This window comes from Bradyrhizobium sp. LTSP857 (assembly GCF_000938285.1).
Taxonomy (GTDB): Bacteria; Pseudomonadota; Alphaproteobacteria; order Rhizobiales; family Xanthobacteraceae; genus Bradyrhizobium.
This window is the reverse complement of sequence record NZ_JYMS01000049.1, coordinates 204,530-221,772: the sequence shown is the minus strand read 5'-3', so window position 1 is coordinate 221,772 and position 17,243 is coordinate 204,530. Positions and strand designations below refer to the sequence as shown.

Genomic DNA, 17,243 nt, shown 5'->3' with positions numbered 1-17,243 from the left:
ACTCGCGATCAACTTGCGATCAGCTCTTCGCGAGGCGACTGCAAATCGGCCCATTCATTAGCGTGCACGATAAATCTATTCAGGTTTTCGCATCTAATCTCTGGGCCGAGAGAGGCCTAGCTTCGGCCCACGGCACATCGCCGTGCAGGAGGCGCTCGACGGCAAGGCGGTTGATTGGCTCGAGCATGTGACCGACGATCAGTACCGGGCGTAAGAGGAGGCACGCATGACGTCACCGTCAGGATATTTGCCGCGCTGACCGATTTTGGGGCAGGGAAGGCGTCGCTGCCCCTGTTAATCCCGTGCCTTAACCAACAATTAATTATACGTTTGCGGGTGGGCGACGGGCCGGCCTAGCGTGCAGTGGGGAGCAGTATCGCGAAGCCAAACGAGTTGGTGCGTATCATGATGTCCAGATCCTATGGGGCGTTGCTCGCCTCGCTCAGCGCAGCCGCGCTGCTCCTTGCTTCCAGCGACAGTTTTGCACGACCGGGCGGTGCCGCGCCGCATGGCGTGGTGGCCGCTGCCGCGCCGCCGGCCGCAGCACGTCCGTCGATCGCGCCTGGCGCGCGGTTCCGCGGCCGGAACAATCCCTGGGTCTACTGGCCGGGTGGTGGCGGGTTCTATAACGATGGCGCGACGTACAGCGAACCTTTCGCCGATGCCGGGCAGCCGATCTCCAACGACGTGCGCTACACCTACACCTACACCTATGACGTTCCCTGGGACTGGGCGCATCGCTTCCCGCCGAACGTCGTGCCGTCCGACCGGCCCTATGTGCCGAGCTGTCCGACGGAGTCCGTGACGGTGCCCGGCCGCGGCGGCGGCGAGCACACCGTCAACATCATGCGCTGCTACTGAGCGACGCGCGCTTCGTTTACAGAATACCTGCCGCGGCCGCGTGATCGCGGTCGGACTGCTTCTGCCTGACGATCGCGAGCTCGCCGCTACAGGCCGTGAACTGGGCCGTGCCCGGTCGCATCCCGAACTGTCCGCAGACATCCCGATCCTCATCCGCAATAAGGCGCACCAACTCTGCCCCGGCGGCCTCGCGCATCGCGGGACCCGAGACGAACAGCGTGTGCAGTCCAAGGGCCGCGACTACGGCAAGGACCAGCGCAGCTGCGAGTGCAGGGCGTGGCAGGTCGCTGGCCGTGGGCGAAGGAGGGCGGGCGTTGCTTCTGGCTTCGGTCATGAAATCCTCTCGTGAATGAAAATATCGACTGCCGAAAAAATGATGGTCGAGAAAACGGTGTTCGGACCGCTTTGAAAAATCAGCGGATCCAACACCAGTACACGCTGCGCAGCAGCGGTGGTGTGAAACAGATTACTATGATCCAAGGCGGCGCTAGCCCAGCTCAAAACTGGTCACGCCGAAGACGCGGTCGAGCCGCAGTGACGGGATCGGTCCAGTATACATCCGCGCCGTTTCGAATGTCGGCTTCAGGCCCAAGAATTCCGCAAGCGCGATACCTTCGCGGTTCACCGCGGGGATGTCGAGGATAATCTCGCAACAGCTGGCGCTGGCCAGCAAGGCCTGCACGATCGCCTCCGCCGCAGCGCGGTCGTCGGCGACCAGTGGCCCGATCTTGTGTCCCGTTCGGCACGGCCGGATCACGCCCCATGCGGCGAGCTTGCCATCGCGCAGCAGCGCGCGGCCAAGATGGCCGGGCGTGTTGATCCAGGCCCGCAGGAAGGCGCTGCGTGCCGCCGGGAAAACGGTGGCGTCGTCGGCTTCCACCACCGTGAATGGAATCTTGTCGAGCGCGACGATATCGGCTGGCGGCCGAGGCGGCGCGACGACGACGCCACCATAGCGGATATTGGCGTAAGCAAGCTGGAAGCCGGATTTTTTGTAATTGTCCTGCTGCGCCACGACGCCGTCGAGCCCGATCACGCGGGAACCGGCATGCGCGATCGCCGCGTTCCAGATGCGCAGGCCATGGCCGGCGCCGCGAAAGCCTGCGCGTACGATGTAGAAGCCGAGGAAGGCGAAGCGCTCATCGTAATTGATGCAGGACACCGTCGCGACCGGCTCGCCGTCGATCTCGCCAACGAAAAAGCCCTGTGCGTCCGGGATCGCGAAGCAGGCGCCGTCTGCAAGGCCGGGATTCCAGCCCTCGGCCGCGGCCCAGTCGAGGGCGAGGGAAATTTCCTCGGGGCGCAGGTTGCGAATATGCAAATCGCTCATCTCAGAAGTCGCCATGATGGATGCCCTCGACGGTGGACCTGCCGGCAAGTCTGGCTGTAGAAAGCCCTGATGATAGGTCGGGCCGCCGGCTCGCCTCAACGGTATCACAAGGGATGATCGGTCATGGCAGCAGAGAAGGTCGCACTCGTCACCGCAGGCGGCAGTGGCATGGGGGCAGGGGCCGCGCGGCGGCTCGCGGCCGATGGCTTTCGCGTGGCGATCCTGTCGTCCTCCGGCAAGGGTGAAGCGCTGGCGGCCGAGCTCGGTGGGCTCGGCATCACCGGCTCGAACAAGTCGAACGACGATCTGAAGCGCCTCGTCGATGGTGCGATGGCCAAATGGGGGCGCATCGACGTGCTCGTCAACAGCGCCGGCCACGGGCCCCGCGCGGGAATCACGGAGATCACCGACGAGCAATGGCACACCGGCCTCGATACATATCTGCTCAACGTGATCCGTCCGACCCGGCTGGTGACGCCGGTGATGCAGGCGCAGAGATACGGTGCCATCATCAACATCTCGACCGCCTGGGCGTTCGAGCCGAGCGCGATGTTTCCGACCTCGGCGGTGTTCCGCGCAGGCCTGGCGGCGTTTACGAAGATATTCACCGACACCTATGCCGCGGACAACGTCCGCATGAACAATGTGCTGCCGGGCTGGATCGACAGCCTGCCGCAGACGGACGCGCGTCGCGACAGCGTGCCGATGAAGCGCTATGGCAAGGTCGAGGAAGTCGCGGCGACGGTCTCGTTCCTCGCCTCCGATGGCGCTGCCTACATCACCGGCCAGAACATCCGCGTCGACGGCGGGCTGACGCGCTCGGTCTGAAGCGCGCCCTCCTAGCAAGAGCAGATTCGAATCCAAGCTCTCGTGCGCTTGTCCTCATGCGACGCGAGCCCGCGTTGCGTGCCGCCGCAGCGGGGAGACGCGTGGCACTTGGGTCACACTCGTCACACTTCGCGGGCCCTCGGACCGCACATTACGTTACAGTCCCTGCGAACTTCGCCGCAGCCCAAGACGTTGAGTGGTGTGCCGCCTATGCCTCGCCCGTGCCGGATCCACTTGGCCGGCGCATTCGAGAACGCGAGCTTCGATCGCGTGGGGCAAGGAGATTGCAATGAAGAAGTTTTTGCTGGCGGTCGCGTCGGTTGTCTTGGGCACCGCGTCCGCCTTCGCGGCGGACCTCGCGCCGCAGTACACCAAGGCGCCGGTGACGGCGCCCGGCTACAACTGGACCGGGTTCTATGTCGGCGGCAATGTCGGCGGACAATGGGGCAGCGCTGATCCGACCACATCGACCGTGTTCACTCCAACCGGCTATTTCGCAGCCAGCAGCGTTCCTGCCATCGCCGCGGTCGGCGCCCAGAGCGTCAACAGTTCCAGCGTGACCGGCGGCTTCACCGCCGGCTACAACTGGCAGGTCAATCACGCCGTGTTCGGCCTCGAAGGCGACATCAACTATTTCGGCTTCAAGGGCAGTGCGACCGGCTCGGCGCTCTATCCCTGCTGCGCGCCGACCGGTTTCACCGTGTCGTCACAGGTTTCGGCCGACTGGCTCGCCACCATCCGCGGCCGCATCGGCTTCCTCGCCACGCCGAGCTGGCTGCTTTATGCCACGGGCGGTGCTGCGATCGCCGAAGTGAAGGGCAATCTCAACTTCACCGACACGTTCGCGGCCGCGACGGAATCCGCTGCGATCCGCGACACGCGTGTCGGCTGGACCGTCGGCGCCGGCACCGAATACGCCGTTGGCAACGGCTGGTCGCTCAAGGCCGAATATCTCTATGTCGATCTCGGCCGCGCCAGCGCGACCAGCACTAACCTGGCCGCCTTTGTCGGCGCGGGGGCCTTTCCGGGCAACGTCTACACCCACTCGGTCGACATCAAGTCGAACATTGTGCGCGTCGGCGTGAACTACAAGTTTGATGGACCGGTCGTCGCCAGATACTGATCATCATCTCGTTCGATCTGGCGTGGAAAGCCTCGGTTCGGCCGGGGCTTTCTGTTTTGAGGCTCAGCCTGCGTGCGACGCCAACAGATGCGCCAGCGCCGGGAGGATCTTGTAGCGGGCGATCTCGTGCGGATATTCGCCGCGATTGGCCAGCAGCACGATACCGATCCGTTGTGCCGGCACGAGGCCGATATAGCCCGAGGCGTTGTTGAGGCCGCCCGGCTTGTCGACGACGGTGACACCGGGAAGGTGTACAGTCTCCCAGGCCATCGCTTGTCCGAATTTCTCGTCGACGCGAAAGCTTTCGTGCTGCGTCATCCGCAACGCTTCGTGCAGATGCGGATCGATCGACCGGACATCGACGCTGGCCGCCATGAATGTCGAAAGATCGCGCACGGACGAGAACATCTGCCCTGTGCCGGGGAAGTCGAAATAGCTCTGCTGGTCGCCCGGCGGCCCGACCGCCGTGCCCTGGTCGGAATAGCCTTGCACCACGCGTCGCATCCACGCCTCGTCCATGATCGCGCGATTGTCCGGTCCGCGCTCGGGAACGAACGTTGCGTGCATGCCGAGCGGCTTGAGGATGCGGCTCTCGATCAGCTCGTGGATCGGCGTGCGATAACAGCGCTCGAGCACAAGCTGAAGCAGCACGTACCCGGCATGGCTGTAGATGCGCTGCTTGCCGGGCGCAACGCCTGCGGGCGGTGTCCAGGCGTTGAGCATGTCGATGAATTGTGCGCGCGTGAAGGATTCGTTGGGCCAGGGCGGGTGGTCGGTCGGCAGCAATAGCCCCGAGGTGTGCGTGGTCAGCTCGCCGATCGTGATGCGACGGATATAATCGCCGTCGAGCTCCGGCAGATATTTCGGCAGGGGATCGTCCAACCGCAACTCGCCGCGGAGCTCGCCGAGCGCTACCAGCGTCGCTTCGAAAGGTTTTCGCAGAGAGGCGAGATTGAACAGCGTGTCCGGCGTCGCCGGTCTTCGCTTGGCGTCGTCGGCAAAGCCGTAGCTGAAGAACTCGACGTGGCGGCCGGCATAGAGCGCCGCGGCCAGGCCGCCCGGATGATCCGGCGTCGCGGTCGGCGCGAGTTCGGAGGCAACGATGTCGCGCATCTGCGCGATCATGTCGGAATCGGCCGATGCGCGACGCGGCCACGCAAGCGCGGCCGCGAAGGGAATGAGCGCAGCCCGGGCGAGGAATCGCCGGGTGATTGATGATGAGGTGACAACAGGCGGCACGTGCTCTGACGAATGATGCGATGCGCCCCCAAGCCTTTTCTAGCGGGCCCAGCCCGGCGCCCCAATTCACGATTGCGCGTGGTGAGTTCCACGTCAGTGAAATTACTTAGCCGTAGAGCTAACAATTGTTGACGCGTGATCGCGATGCGTCTATAGTTAGCTACATGGCTAACCAATTATCCCAGCTCGACCAGATTTTCGCAGCGCTCGGCGACCCCACAAGGCGGGCGATCGTGATGCGGCTGTGCGCCGGCGAAGCCTCGGTCGGCGAGCTCGCCGATCCCTTCGACATGGCGCTGCCGAGTTTCATGAAGCACATCCACGTGCTGGAGCTGAGCGGACTCGTGCAGTCGGAAAAGTCGGGCCGCGTGCGCACCTGCCGCCTCAGTCCGGACGCGCTGGTCGGTGCAGAAGACTGGTTCCAGCAGCAGCGTGCGATCTGGGAGGCGCGGCTCGACCGGTTCGAGGCCTATGTGATGAAGCTCAAGACAGAGAGGGAGGCCGCCAAGCGGCCGTCCAGGAAAGCCGACAAGACAACAAGCAAGACAACCAAACGGAAAGGTTCTGAGTGATGACGAGTTCTGCCAATCCCGCATTGTCACAATGGTCGCTCGACCGCGAGCTCGTGATGTCGCGCGTGATCGACGCGCCGCGTGAGCTGGTGTTCGAGGCGTGGTCCGATCCAAAGCATCTGCCGCAATGGTTCGGACCGAAGGGCTTCAAGATCGAGACGTTCGAGATCGATGTGCGCGTCGGCGGCGTCTGGCGCTTCAACATGGTCGGGCCCGACGGCACCGTCTATCCGAATCGGATGCGCTTCCGCCGCATCGAGCGGCCGAAGCTGATGGAGATGGACCATGGCGGCGACCAGGACGATGATCCCAGCATGTTCCGCTTCATCCTGACCTTTGGCGAGCAGAGCAACGGCAAGACCGTGCTGATGATGCGGCAGTTGGCTTCGACCGCGGCGCAGCGTGATCACATGATCGGCTTCGGCGCCGTTGAATACGGCTACCAGACGCTGGACAAGCTGGCGGCCTATGTGGCCGACATGAAGGGGTAGGGTGAGCGTCTCATTCCGGGGCGCCAAGAGGCGGCAACCCGGAATGACCCTGGAACTGCGCGCGGGCTCCCGACCGTCTTCGCAATTATGACAGTGCCGTCACGCAGATTTTTGTCGCGACCAGCTGCCTTATTGTGACAGTATTGCTACCGTTGGATGTCGATCCAGTTACAACGGAGCAGTCGATGAGGTTGATGTTGCAGGCGCGGTCAAATCCCCTGGCCTGGTGGTGGGGATCGCTGACGCTTGTGAGCAACGTCAACATCCTGGTCTGGTTCATGCTGTACCGGGAGTTCTATCAGCCGGCCGGTGGCAGCATCAGTGGACCCGCCGGTATCGGCGTGATGCTGCTGCTCTGCGCCGGCTATGTGTTCGGCTGCGCATTCCGTTCGTTCCTGCCGCGAGCCGACGTACAGCGCATCTGCCTGTTCGATACCTGGCTCTCCAGTGTCTTCGTCGGCCGTACGGTCGCGACCGTGGCCGAACTCTGCTTCGCCGCGCAATGGGCCGTCATCCTGCATCAGCTCGGCAGTATGGCCGGTGCGGAGACCACGGTGAACGTTGCTTGGGTCATCGTGCCCGTGATCATCATCGCGGAGTGCTTCTCCTGGTACGCGGTCGTGACCACCAACTATCTTTACAACGCGATCGAGAATTCGCTGTGGGCGGTGACCTTCTTCCTCGTTGGGATCGCGCTGTGCCGCCTGATGCCGGAATTCCATGGCCCGGTGCGCTGGGCGCTCGTCGCCGGCATTGTCGGCATTGCCTGCTTCCTCGCCTTCCTCGTCACCGTCGATGTGCCGATGTATCTCAGCCGCTGGCGGGCAGGGCATGCCGAAGGCAACAAGTTGCTTGGCTTCCTCGAGGGCCTGCATGACGTCTCAACGCGCTGGGTGGTGACCCATGACGTCGCGCACTGGAAGGGGGAACTGACCTGGATGTTCCTGTATTTCAGCGCCGCGGTGTGGTCGAGCTTGGCTCTCTGCGCGCTCTACGCGATGGACGGGTATCTGACGCGCCATCTGACGTGAGGCGTCAAGCCTCACCCAGATCGAGCTGCGTCAAAATCCCTTGGCGCAGTGCAAGCCGAACCAGCTCGATGTCCGAGCCGACCCCGAGCTTGTCCTTGATCAGGGAGTGCAGATTCGCCACCGTCTTCGGGCTGACGTGCAGCGTCTCCGCGATCTCGTCGGTCGTCCGTTCAGCGAGCAGCAGGCGCAGCACCTCGAACTCGCGCGCGGTGAGGACGTCGGCGGCGGAGCTTTCGCCGGCAAGCCGGCTCAGCGCGAGCTCATGGTCGATGTCGGGACTGATCGCGATCTTGCCCGCGAGGACGTCCATCACGGCGCGCACCAGCGTTTCCGGCGGGCTGGTCTTGGTGACGTAACCCCTCGCGCCGGCGCGGATCGCCTGCACGGCGAAGCCGGCATTCTCGTGCATGGTGAAGACGAGGATCTTTGCGCCCTTGTCCCATTGCCTAATCCGCCTGACAGCCTCGATGCCGCCGATGCCGGGCATGCTGAGATCCATGATGACGAGGTCGGGGCCCTCGGATTTGAAGAGGCGGTAGGCCTCGGCGCCGTCGGCGGCTTCAGCGACGACGCGCAGGCCCGGCTGCTTCTGGAGCACCGAGCGATAACCCTCGCGGACGACGGAATGGTCGTCGACCAGCAGAATGGTCATGTCGGCTGCGCTCATGCCGCGCGCTCCAGAACCTGCCGATCGGCGGCCGCAAGCGGAATTGCCACACGCAACGCGGAGCCGCCGTGCGGTCCGGCCTCGAAGCTCAGGCGGCCGCGCAGAGCGGCGACACGCTCGCGCATGCCGAGCAAGCCCATTCCGGATTTTGCCGCAGGATCGCTCGAGCGGCCGTCATCGTCGATCGCAAGTGCGATCTCGTCGGCACGCATCGACAATTCCAGGCTGACGCGCGTGGCGCCGGCATGCTTGGCGGCGTTGGTGAGCGCCTCCTGCACGATGCGGTAGAGATTGGCGCTGATCGTGGCCGGCAAGGTCTCGAAGGCGCCGTCGAAACGGATCGAAAAACGCGTCTCGCCGCGGCTGCGCCCATTCCAGCCCGCAACCAGGCCTTCAAGGCTCGCCACGAGTCCGAGCTCCTCGATGTCCGGGGGACGCAGCCGGAACAGCGCGCCGCGCAGCGTCTCCATCATGCCGGTCGCGGTCCGCGCGATGCCGTCGCATTCAGAAAGCAGGGACGGGCAATCCTGTACGGCGGTCAGGCGGGCGGATGAGGCGAGTGCGCGAATGGCGGCCAGCGACTGGCCGAACTCGTCGTGCAGCTCGCGCGCGAGATGGCGGCGCTCTTCGTCCTGGAGTGCGATCAGCTTTCGGGTCAACTCCGCGCGTTCGGCAAGCGCGGTATCAAGGCTTTCGGCGAGATGGTTGAAGACGTCGCGAACCGCGGAGAGCTCGGCGAGGTCGAACGGCGGCAGCCGGGCGGTGAGGTCGTTGGCTGCGATCCGCTCGAGGCCGGTGCGGATCAGGCGCGTCGGACGTAGCGCGCGCGCCAGCGCAGCGTAGACCAGCGCGCACAACAACGGCAGCGCAATCGCAAGCGCGATCATCAGGCGGCCCGCTTCGTGCCAGGCCTCCGCTGTCTGCACGGCCGGATCGACCGAGACCACGGTCTCGCCGAGCTTCGCTCCGCGCACAATCACAGGCCGTGCCGCCTCGCGGCCGGGGTCGAACAGGCTGCGATAGAAGGCCGTGAAGGCCTGTGGCGGCAGGTTCGCCGGATTGGGCGCACCGCTACAGAACCGCTGGAGCATCTCGCCGCTCGTGCCACGGAATGCCAGACACAGGCCGGGCGTCATCACGAAGGCCGCAACGGGGTCGAGGTTCGGAAAGTCGGAGCGCGGGTTGGCCACCCACTGGACTTTGCCCTGTTGCAGCTCCAGCGTTTTGGCCACGATGGCGGCGATACCGTCGATGCGCGCATGCGCCGCGCGGTCAGCCGTGATCAGGAAATAGGCGGAGATCGCGGCGAAGCAGGCGGCCGTTATCGCGGCCACGCGCAACGTCAGACGGACCTTGAGATCGAACCTCGGGCGGTTCCACATCGGCGGGCACCTGGCGCGAACGGGTTTGTCGCCTCCGCATTAGACGGCAGAACGCAGGCGACGGAAAGCGCCAGGCTTACCGCGGTGCAACGTCGTGAAATTTTCCCGGCTCTGGTCGGGACCGACGCTGCTGCATGGCCTGAGGCGGCCGTCCAGATTGCCGCGCCGCTCCATCACACGAGGTCCGTATGCGCCGCTCCCGGTTGATCTTCTCCGCATTTCTCCTGCTCGTCCTCCCGGCGGCTGAAGCGCCGGCCCGCGCCGAGACCGCCATCGGCGTAGCCATGGATGACTTCAGTTACGCCGATACGTCGGCCGAGCCGGCCAACCAGACCGCCGCCCACGACCGGAGGCTGTCGGCGTTCATGGCCGCGCTCAGGCGGGATATCGGCGCCGACGGGCGCTATCGGCTCGCGCCATCCACCCAGGACGGTGCGGCGTTCAAGGTCATCGGCGGCATCCAGAAGACGAGCACACTGGTGCAATGGGCCAAGATCGCGGTGATCGACGTCGGCGCCAAAATGATCGTGATGGACAAGCTTTACACTTTCCGCGGCGACAATGATGAATCATGGGAGCGCGCCGAGATCTTCGTGTCCCGCGAGATCATGGCCGCGCTCGCGCCGCCGCCGGTCGCACTTGCCGTGTTCGATTTCGAGCTCGAGGATACGACCGCCGCCTCGGCGGGGGCTTCAGCCACGTCCGATGCATCGCATCTGGCGGAGGTCACCGGCAGCGTACGCGAGGCGCTGGGCCAATCCGGCCGTTACCGCATCATCGATGTCGGCACCGCGAGCGGAGAGGCGGCGAAGACGCGCGCCTTGCGCGACTGCGATGGCTGCGAGGCCGTGATTGCGCAAAACCTCGGCGCGGACCAGTCGCTGATCGGTGTCGTGCGGCGGGTCAGCCGCACCGAATACACGCTCGGTTTCCAGGTGCGTGATGCGAGGACCGGCGCGGTGCTGTCACGCGGCGACAGTGGCCTGCGCATGGGGGCCGACTACTCCTGGAAGCGAGGCGCGGTCCGGCTGGTCAGCGACCGCCTTCTCGACGGCGCTGCGCAGCCCTGAGAGTTCAGCCTCAGAACGTCAACTGCACCTTCATCGACTGCGCGCGGTCGCTGGCAAGCTCGAACGCGGCGACCGCGTTATCGAACGGCATGGTGGCCGTGATCAGCGGCTTGACGTCGATCAGGCCTTCGCCCATCAGCCGCACCGCGAGCTCGAACTCGGGGTCGAAGCGGAAGGTGCCGCGGAGCTGCAACTCCTTGGCGACGATGGAGTTGATCGGCAGCGTCATCTCGCCGCCGAGGCCGAGCTGGACGAGTGTCGCACCGGGCCGTAGCACGTCGAGGGCGGTGCGGAGCGCGGCCTGGTTGCCGGAGGCTTCAAAGAGGGTGTCGAACACGCCCTTGCCGGCGCGCCAGGGATCGAGCGCGGCAGCGTCGGTCGCGACATTGATCGCGTGGGTGGCGCCGAGCTTTCTGGCGACCGCGAGCGGCGCGTCGGCGACATCGGTCACCACGATCTCGGCGGCGCCGCCCAAGCGCGACACCAGGATCATCAGCGCGCCGATCGGGCCGCAGCCGGTGATCAGCACGCGCTTGCCGAGGAGGGGGCCGGCCTGCTTGCCGGCATGCAGGCACACCGCGAGCGGTTCAGCGACTGCGGCCTCGGCCAGCGAGAGCTTATCGGCGATCGGCACGGCCTGCGTGGCATCGACCGTGAGGAATTCGCGAAAGCCACCCTGCACATGGGGAAAGCGCATCGCGCTGCCGAGGAAGCGCATGTCGAGGCACTGGTTGCGCATGCCTTCCTGGCAATGCAGGCATTGGCCGCACGGCTTGCTCGGATTGACCGCGACGCGCGTCCCCGACCTTACGCCAGTGACGCCGTCACCGACGGCCGCGACGACGCCGGCGATCTCATGTCCCAGCGCCATCGGCTGCTGGATGCGCACGACACCGAAGCCGCCGTGATGGTAGTAATGCAGATCGGAGCCGCAGATGCCGCCATTGGCGATCTTGACGCGGACCTCACCCGGGCCGGGTGCCGGATCGGGATAGCTGTCGATCCGGAGGTCCTTCGGGGCGTGAATGACGACGGCGCGCATGGGCTCGTTCCCTCAGAGTTTCGCGATCACATCGCGGCGATCATGCCGCCATCGACATAGATGATCTGGCCGTTGACGTAAGTGGAGGCGTCGGACGCGAGGAAGATCGCCGCACCGACCAGCTCGTCCGGCCTGCCCCAACGCTTCGAGGGAACGCGGCCCATCAGCCAGTTGTTGAAGTCGGTGTTGTTGACCAGCGCCTCGTTCATGTCGGTGAGCATGTAGCCGGGTCCGATCGCGTTGGCCTGGATGCCGTGCTGGGCCCATTCCACTGCCATCGAGCGGGTCAGGTTCTTGATGCCGCCCTTGGCCGCGGTGTAGGGCGCGATGGTGGGACGCGCGAGCTCGCTGCCGAGCGAGCCGATATTGATGATCTTGCCACGCTTGCGAGGGATCATGCGCTTGCCGGCCTCGCGGCCAATCACGAAGGCGCTGGTGAGATCGGTCTCGATCACCTTGCGCCACTCGTCGGTGGTGAACTCGACCAGCGGCTTGCGATGCTGGATGCCGGCATTGTTGACGAGAATATCGACATCGAGCCCTTCGCGGTCAAAACGCTCGAAAGCCGCGATGATCGCGGGCTCATCGGTGACGTTGAACGCCGCACCCTCGGCCTGATGCCCGGCGGCGCGAAACTCGGCGACGGCCTGCTCGACGCGCTTGGGGTCGACGCCGTTGATAATGATCTTGGCGCCGGCTTTGGCCATGCCTTCGGCAATAGCGCGGCCAAGGCCGCGGGAGGAGCCGGTCACGAGCGCGGTGCGGCCGGAAAGGTCGAACAGGGCGGTGCTCATCTCAAGAAATCCTCAGACGTTGGAGCGGCGCACGGTGAGATCGCTGCGGTCGAACACCGCGGGCAGGAGGTCGACGCCAAGGCCGGGGCCTTCCATCGGGAAGACATAGCCGTCCTTGATCGTTGGCATCGTAGTGACGAGCTCATTGTACCAGCCCTTGTAGAAGGCGCGCACCGATTCCTGGATCAGCGTGTTCGGCTGGCTGAACGACATGTGGATGGCGGCGATGAAGCCGATCGGTCCGATGCAATCGTGCGGCGCAAACGGCCGGTGATAGGTCTCGGCCATCGCGGCGATCTTGCGGCCTTCGGTGAGGCCGCCGGTCCAGCACAGATCCGCCATCACCACATGCATGGCGTCGCGATCGAGCATGTCCTTGTAGGGGAAGCGCGAGCCCAGCGTTTCGCTGGCGCAGACCCAGACATCGGTCGAGCGCGCATATTCGGCAAGCGCCTGCGGCGAGTTCATGCGGATCGGATCTTCATACCAGGTCGGCTTGTAGGGTTCGAGCGCGCGAGCGATCTGCTTTGCGGTCGGCAGGTTCCACAGCGAATGGAGTTCGACCATGATCTCCATCCTGTCGCCGACGGCTTTCCGGATCTTTTCGAACGGCTCGATCGCCTGTTTCATCTGGGCGGCGGTGATGTAGAGGCCCTTGTTCTCCTGCGCCGCCGGATCGAACGGCCATATCTTCATCGCCGAGATGCCGCTCTCCAAAAGGTTTTCGGCGAGCGCATCGGCGCGGTTCATGAAGCCGCCGAGATCCTCATAGGGACCTTTGTTGGCGCCGAGATTCCAGTTCGACACCGGGCTGATATTGGTCGAGCGGACATATTGCGTGCCGGCGCAGGTGTTGTAGATGCGCTGCTTGTCGCGGCAGAGGCCGCCGAGCATCTGGTGCACCGGCTGATTGCAGACCTTGCCGAACAGGTCCCACAGCGCGATGTCGATCGCGGACGCTGCGCGGTATTCGACGCCGGTGGAGGACTGCGCCATCGGCAGGTTCAGCATGTCGCGATGGATGGCTTCGATGTGCAGAGGATTGCGGCCGAGCAGGCGGCCGGCAAAGGTGTCGTGGATCTGCGCCTCGACTGCGCCTGCACCATAGAAAGTCTCGCCGAGGCCGATCATGCCCGTATCGGTGTGGACGCGCACCCAGATGACGTTGGAAAATTCCTCGGTGCGCAGCGTCTCGATCGAGGTGATCTTCACGGCAACTCTCCTCCCGTTACAGGCGCCTCGCGCCCTCGTGTTTTCATTCCGCACCGCAACATGTCGCGCGCCGGCGAAAGTCTTACCTCTGCTTGTAATATATCACAACATGTTTTAGGAGTTTCACAAATAAGGCGCCGCCCTGCAACGAGCGCAGGCCGACGGGAGGAAATGGAAATGGCACGGCGCATGCGCGCGCTCGAGTTGGTGAGGACGGAGGACGACGGCGAGGGCAAGCCCTCTCGGCGCAACCGTCTCAACTTTTTCGAGTTGGCCTATCAGAGGATCGAAGAGCTCCTCGTCCATTGCGAGCTCAAGCCCGGCCAGTTCATGACCATGCTGGAATTGCAGCAGATCACGGGCTTCGGCCGCACGCCGGTGCATCACGCCGTCAATCGTCTCTCCAACGATACGCTCATCATCATTCGCCCGCGCCATGGCCTGCACATCGCGCCGATTGATCTGGCGCGCGAGCGCATGCTGCTCGGTCTGCGTCGCGACATGGAGCGCTTCGTGATCCGCCTTGCGGCTGATCGCGCCAGCCTCTCGCACCGCAATCAGGCGCTGCACATCGAGCGTTTGCTGCGCGAGCGCCGCGCGAGCCTGACGCTCGACGAATTCAACAGCATCGACCGCCGCATCGACGCGCTGGTGCTGGAGGCGGCGGGCGAGCCCTTTCTCGTGCATACGCTGCGGCCGCTGCACACGCTGTACCGCCGCATCGGCTACATCCACCACCGCTTCATGCCGGGGCAGACCGACCTATCAGGCACGATCGATCACCACCTCGCCATTCTCAGTGCGGTCGCCGGCCGCCACGTCGAGGGCGCCGTGAAGGCGAGCGATGCACTGATCGATTACATGGACCACATGTTCACGGGCATGGAGGCGGGGATCGACCCGCGCCTGCTCGATTGCAGTATCGAGCCGCTACTCGGCGCGTAAAGAGTTTTGAAGAGAGGACCAGACATGTCAACGATGGCCGTGCCACAACCGACCGCGAGCGAAGCCGCGGTCCGCTACCTCATCACGAACTACAGTCCCAAGGGTAACAAGGTCGGCTGGCTGATGATGGCCTCGATCCTGGTTGAAGCGTGGGATCTCTATTCGATCGCCTTCGTGCTGATCTTCATCCGCGAGCAGTTCAATCCCGATCCGCTGATGCTCGGCCTTGCCGCGGCCGGCACGCAGGGCGGCGCTCTCGTCGGCGCGTTGCTCGGGGGCTGGCTCTCCGACAAGATCGGTCGCCGCGTGATGTTCCTGATCACGATGGTGATGTTCATCGTGCTCGCATTGGCGCAGGCCTTCGTGCCCAGCGTCGGCTGGCTCGTCGTGATCCGTTTCCTGCTCGGCGTCCCGCTCGGCTCAGACATCTCGACCGGTTACACCTACATCATGGAATCCATGGCGAAGGGAGAGCGCGAGGTCATGGGCAACCGCTGGCAGTTCATGTTCGCGGTCGGTGAAGTCCTCACCATCGGCGTCATCGTGATCTTCCTGCTGCTCGATATTCAGCACGAGATGCTGTGGCGCGTGACGCTCGGCCTCGGCGCGGTGCCGGCGTTGATCATCCTCATCATGCGCCACGACGTGCCGGAGACGGCGGTGTGGTTGGTGCAGAAGGGGCGTTTCCGCGAGGCCAAGAAGGTCGCGCGCGAGATGTTCAACGACGATCTCGCCATGTTGCCGGACCAGGACGTGGTGATGCCGAAGGTCAGCACCAGCGCCTTCATCGCCGATCTCAAGAAGGATCCGATCCGCTGGCGCGCCACGATCTACGGCTGGATCGCCTGTTTCGCCCAAGGCAGCGAGTTCTCGACCTTCGCGTTCTATTTGCCGGTGCTGTTCGTAATGGTCGGCGTGTCGAGCGTGCTCGGTAATAACCTGGTGACGATGGCGCTGTTCTGCTTTGCCGCGGTGTCGGGCTGGGTAGGCCCGCTGCTGACGCCGAAGATCGGCCATCGCGGCATCGCGATCGCCGGCTTCGGCATCGTGCTGGCCTCGCTGCTGGTTGCCGCCTTCGCGCTCTACACCGACAACAAGATCCTGCTGCCGTTCGCGGCCGCGGCCATGCTGTGGGGCCATTACTGGGATGCGTCGAACTGCATGACGATCCCGACCATGGTCGCGAAGCCGAAATATCGCGGCACCGCCAGCGGCTTCGCCTACATGTTCGTGAAGTTGCCGTCGTTCCTGGCGATCTTCCTGTTCCCGTCGCTGTTCGCCGCGATCGGGCAGGCCGGCGCCACGCTGTTCGTCGCGATCTTCCCGCTGATCGGATTGCTCGCCGCAATCTTCATCCTGCCGGAAGTCTACGGCTACGAGAACGACTAAAAGATGCGCGTTACCTGATCGCGGCGGCCAACGCCGCGATCAGGGCCGGCGGCGTCACCAGCATGCCGAGCTTGAGGAACGGCCAAGCGCCGACCTCGATCTTTTCCCGGCGAAGCGCGACCAACCACAGGATGGTCGCGAGCGAGCCGGTCACCGACAAATTGGGCCCGAGATCGACGCCGATCAGAATCGCGCTGACCACGGTCGCGGGCAGATGATCGCTGGCCGCGACCGAGCCCGCGACGAGGCCAACCGGCAGATTGTTGGCAATGTTGGTGGCGATCCCCGTCGCAATGCCGACGCTCCAGGCGGCTTGCGGGACGGATTGCGCGACCGCCTCATGCAGCAGCGCGCTGAGCTGCCCGATCACGCCAGTCTTCACCAGCGCTTCCACCATCACGAAGAGCCCGCCTACCAGCGGCAGCACACTCCACGACACACCCTTTAGTACGGGCACGGGCGATTGCCTGCTGATCAACAGCACGATCGCGGCCGTGACCACGCCGCAGATGAAGGTCGGCAGGCCGAGCGGCCTGTCGAGCGCGGAGGCCGTGACCAGCACGACACCGATGGCCAGAATGCCTACGGCTGTGAGCTTGCCGCCGCGGCCGAGTTCTGGGTGCGGCACGCTGCGCGCGATGGTCTCTTCCTTTAACGCGCGGTGCTGGGTCAGGCGCAGCACGACATAGGTCAGCAGGATCGAAGCGGCCGAGGGCAGGGCGAACAGGCGCAGCCACTCAGTCAGATGCGGCATGCGCGCGCCGAACACGACCAGATTGGCGGGGTTCGAGATCGGCAGCACGAAGCTCGCGGCGTTGGCGATGAAAGCGCAGACGAAGAGATAGGGGAGCGGCTTGGCGCCGGCCGCGCGCGTCGCGGCGTAGACGGCGGGCGTCAGCACGATCGCGGTGGCATCGTTCGACAGCAGCACCGTCACGAGCGTGCCGACGAGATAGATCAGCAAGAACAGCCGCTGCGGCGAGCCGCCCGCATATTCCACCGCGAGCGCGGCGAGATAATCGAACAGGCCTTCGAGCCGCGCCAATTCTGCGATCAGCATCATGCCGATCAGAAAGAGGTAGACGTCGACGCCCTTCTCGATGCCGGTGAGCGCATCCTGCCAGGGCAGCAAGCCGAGCAGGACCAGCGCGGCGGCGCCGATCATGGCCCAGATCGCCTCGGGCAGGCGGAAGGGGCGGATGATGACGCCTGCGGTCGCGACTACGATGATGCTCCAGGCCCAGATGGCGTCATGCGGCACGCTCGG

At 64.6% G+C, this 17,243-nt stretch carries 18 protein-coding genes and 1 pseudogene; 10 read left to right on the top strand and 9 right to left on the bottom strand.

Annotation, left to right across the window (positions count from 1 at the left end; all coding sequences use genetic code 11):
* Positions 1 to 124 precede the first annotated feature (124 nt).
* Both UP06_RS40410 and UP06_RS34380 read left to right on the top strand, forming a co-directional pair.
* Positions 125 to 214 (top strand): annotated as a pseudogene (locus UP06_RS40410) ((R)-mandelonitrile lyase); the annotation flags it as partial.
* Positions 215 to 405: 191 nt separating this feature from the next.
* The gene (locus tag UP06_RS34380; RefSeq protein ID WP_045008132.1) at positions 406 to 861 is read left to right on the top strand and encodes a hypothetical protein; all 456 of its coding nucleotides are present in this window, start codon (positions 406 to 408) and stop codon (positions 859 to 861) included.
* Between the two features lie 16 nt (positions 862 to 877).
* Here the strand turns inward: UP06_RS34380 and UP06_RS34375 are convergent, their stop codons facing one another.
* Positions 878 to 1,195 (bottom strand): hypothetical protein, encoded by a 318-nt coding sequence (locus UP06_RS34375; protein ID WP_045008131.1) that lies wholly within the window; start codon positions 1,193 to 1,195, stop codon positions 878 to 880.
* Between the two features lie 153 nt (positions 1,196 to 1,348).
* Complete coding sequence (locus UP06_RS34370; protein WP_045008130.1) at positions 1,349 to 2,191, bottom strand: GNAT family N-acetyltransferase; 843 nt, start codon at positions 2,189 to 2,191, stop codon at positions 1,349 to 1,351.
* 123 nt (positions 2,192 to 2,314) lie between these two features.
* Between UP06_RS34370 and UP06_RS34365 the strand changes: the two genes are divergently transcribed.
* Together UP06_RS34365 and UP06_RS34360 are read left to right on the top strand one after the other, a co-directional pair.
* Complete coding sequence (locus UP06_RS34365) at positions 2,315 to 3,019, top strand: SDR family oxidoreductase (protein WP_045008129.1); 705 nt, start codon at positions 2,315 to 2,317, stop codon at positions 3,017 to 3,019.
* Positions 3,020 to 3,308: 289 nt separating this feature from the next.
* Positions 3,309 to 4,142, top strand: a complete 834-nt coding sequence (locus UP06_RS34360) for an outer membrane protein (protein ID WP_045008128.1) — start codon at positions 3,309 to 3,311, stop codon at positions 4,140 to 4,142.
* Positions 4,143 to 4,205: 63 nt separating this feature from the next.
* Here the strand turns inward: UP06_RS34360 and UP06_RS34355 are convergent, their stop codons facing one another.
* On the bottom strand, positions 4,206 to 5,267 hold the full coding sequence (locus UP06_RS34355) for a serine hydrolase (RefSeq protein ID WP_045008127.1): 1,062 nt from the start codon (positions 5,265 to 5,267) through the stop codon (positions 4,206 to 4,208).
* 278 nt (positions 5,268 to 5,545) lie between these two features.
* Between UP06_RS34355 and UP06_RS34350 the strand changes: the two genes are divergently transcribed.
* The 3 genes from UP06_RS34350 to UP06_RS34340 all read left to right on the top strand — a co-directional run bounded on the left by UP06_RS34350 (position 5,546) and on the right by UP06_RS34340 (position 7,475).
* A complete protein-coding gene (locus UP06_RS34350; protein ID WP_045008126.1) occupies positions 5,546 to 5,953 on the top strand; it encodes an ArsR/SmtB family transcription factor in 408 nt (135 codons plus the stop codon).
* A complete protein-coding gene (locus UP06_RS34345) occupies positions 5,953 to 6,444 on the top strand; it encodes an SRPBCC family protein (protein ID WP_045008125.1) in 492 nt (163 codons plus the stop codon). The genes UP06_RS34350 and UP06_RS34345 overlap by 1 nt, the downstream gene beginning before the upstream one ends.
* A gap of 185 nt (positions 6,445 to 6,629) precedes the next feature.
* Positions 6,630 to 7,475, top strand: a complete 846-nt coding sequence (locus UP06_RS34340; protein WP_045008124.1) for a hypothetical protein — start codon at positions 6,630 to 6,632, stop codon at positions 7,473 to 7,475.
* Positions 7,476 to 7,479: 4 nt separating this feature from the next.
* Here UP06_RS34340 and UP06_RS34335 read toward each other — a convergent pair whose 3' ends face one another.
* Together UP06_RS34335 and UP06_RS34330 are read right to left on the bottom strand one after the other, a co-directional pair.
* Entirely contained in the window at positions 7,480 to 8,142 is a 663-nt protein-coding gene (locus UP06_RS34335) for a response regulator (RefSeq protein ID WP_045008123.1), read from the bottom strand.
* Positions 8,139 to 9,524, bottom strand: coding sequence for a sensor histidine kinase (locus UP06_RS34330; protein WP_045008122.1), 1,386 nt, complete (start codon positions 9,522 to 9,524; stop codon positions 8,139 to 8,141). The genes UP06_RS34335 and UP06_RS34330 overlap by 4 nt, the downstream gene beginning before the upstream one ends.
* A gap of 188 nt (positions 9,525 to 9,712) precedes the next feature.
* Here UP06_RS34330 and UP06_RS34325 point away from each other — a divergent pair, with 188 nt between their 5' ends.
* Positions 9,713 to 10,594, top strand: coding sequence for a DUF3280 domain-containing protein (locus UP06_RS34325; protein ID WP_045008121.1), 882 nt, complete (start codon positions 9,713 to 9,715; stop codon positions 10,592 to 10,594).
* A gap of 10 nt (positions 10,595 to 10,604) precedes the next feature.
* Here the strand turns inward: UP06_RS34325 and UP06_RS34320 are convergent, their stop codons facing one another.
* The 3 genes from UP06_RS34320 to UP06_RS34310 are packed head-to-tail and all read right to left on the bottom strand — an operon-like array spanning position 10,605 to position 13,642.
* Positions 10,605 to 11,636 carry an L-idonate 5-dehydrogenase gene (locus UP06_RS34320; RefSeq protein ID WP_045008120.1) on the bottom strand — a complete coding sequence of 344 codons (1,032 nt, stop codon included), beginning with the start codon at positions 11,634 to 11,636 and terminating at the stop codon, positions 10,605 to 10,607.
* A gap of 26 nt (positions 11,637 to 11,662) precedes the next feature.
* Positions 11,663 to 12,430, bottom strand: coding sequence for an SDR family oxidoreductase (locus UP06_RS34315; RefSeq protein WP_045008119.1), 768 nt, complete (start codon positions 12,428 to 12,430; stop codon positions 11,663 to 11,665).
* 12 nt (positions 12,431 to 12,442) lie between these two features.
* A complete protein-coding gene (locus tag UP06_RS34310) occupies positions 12,443 to 13,642 on the bottom strand; it encodes a mandelate racemase/muconate lactonizing enzyme family protein (RefSeq protein WP_045008118.1) in 1,200 nt (399 codons plus the stop codon).
* Positions 13,643 to 13,819: 177 nt separating this feature from the next.
* On the opposite strand from UP06_RS34310, the gene UP06_RS34305 reads away from it, so the two are divergent.
* Together UP06_RS34305 and UP06_RS34300 are read left to right on the top strand one after the other, a co-directional pair.
* A complete protein-coding gene (locus UP06_RS34305) occupies positions 13,820 to 14,587 on the top strand; it encodes a GntR family transcriptional regulator (protein ID WP_045008117.1) in 768 nt (255 codons plus the stop codon).
* 24 nt (positions 14,588 to 14,611) lie between these two features.
* Positions 14,612 to 15,976, top strand: a complete 1,365-nt coding sequence (locus UP06_RS34300; RefSeq protein ID WP_045008116.1) for an MFS transporter — start codon at positions 14,612 to 14,614, stop codon at positions 15,974 to 15,976.
* A 10-nt stretch (positions 15,977 to 15,986) separates the two neighbouring features.
* On the opposite strand, the gene UP06_RS34295 is transcribed toward UP06_RS34300, so the two are convergent.
* Positions 15,987 to 17,237: an arsenic transporter gene (locus tag UP06_RS34295; RefSeq protein WP_045008773.1), complete on the bottom strand. Its 1,251-nt coding sequence runs from the start codon at positions 17,235 to 17,237 to the stop codon at positions 15,987 to 15,989.
* Positions 17,238 to 17,243 lie beyond the last annotated feature (6 nt).